This is a genomic window from Nocardia alni (assembly GCF_019038435.1).
Taxonomy (GTDB): Bacteria; Actinomycetota; Actinomycetes; order Mycobacteriales; family Mycobacteriaceae; genus Nocardia; species Nocardia alni.
In genome coordinates, this window is the sequence record NZ_JAGPOX010000383.1 from 1 (window position 1) to 410 (window position 410).

Sequence of the window (410 nt, forward strand, 5' to 3'; positions counted from 1 at the left end):
ATACTGATCCGGTTTGAGTTTTTCACGAAAGCGATTGACCACTTCCAGCAATGCCTGATCGGCCCACGCATAGCCAAGGCTATCAATCACATCCTGAATATGGTCAACACCGATGAGATACACCACGGGAGAGACGGCTTTGTCGACCAGGTCATCGAGGTAATTGTGCAGGTTATTGCGATTTGGCAGACCGGTCATCGGATCAAATTGGATGAGTTGTTCAATATGCTGACGGCTTTTTTCCTGTTCCAGCGCCAGCGCGGCCATATGCTGGCTGATATCTGCCACGCGTTCGATAAAGGCGCTGGTTTCTGCTCCTGACGAGGTTTTAATTTGCAGGATCCCCGCAGGCGCGCCATCACGCTGACGAATGGTCGCTGACCAGCTTTGCGCATTTTGAATTTCTGCAC

General features: G+C 51.2%; 1 protein-coding gene. It reads right to left on the reverse strand.

What is annotated here, in order from left to right:
* A partial coding sequence (locus tag JZ791_RS44430; RefSeq protein ID WP_216904016.1) for a diguanylate cyclase domain-containing protein occupies positions 1-410 on the reverse strand: 410 nt, incomplete at both ends.